At 41.9% G+C, this 346-nt stretch carries 1 protein-coding gene; it reads right to left on the reverse strand.

What is annotated here, in order from left to right:
- Nucleotides 1-42: 42 nt before the first annotated feature.
- The coding region (gene tnpA / locus ACT3RN_RS16240; RefSeq protein ID WP_444518890.1) for an IS200/IS605 family transposase at nt 43-346 on the reverse strand (304 nt) is incomplete at its 5' end.

The raw sequence follows: 346 nt of genomic DNA on the forward strand, positions 1-346 counted from the left end.
CTCCACCCGACATTAGGGTGGAGGTGAATTTCGCATCACTAGCTAACCTCGCTGGTTCTGAATATATTGTTTAATAATATCTAATGGCGCACCGCCACAAGAGCTTGAAAAGTAGGAGCGTGACCAAAGCACAGGTTTAGAATAAGCTGCTCTTAAATCAATAAAATCACCCCTCATTCGTCTACTGGTGACTGACTTCAAGTTATTAACCAGTTTGCTTAATTGCACTGTTGGTGGGTACTGGATAAGCATGTGAATATGATCCGCTTCACCGTTACATTCTTTTAACTCAGCATCAAAACTCTTGCACACCTCAGCAGCACACTCACTGAAATATTCATGATGT

It is taken from the genome of Psychrobacter sp. AOP5-GZ1-6, from assembly GCF_052376345.1.
Lineage (GTDB): Bacteria > Pseudomonadota > Gammaproteobacteria > Pseudomonadales > Moraxellaceae > Psychrobacter.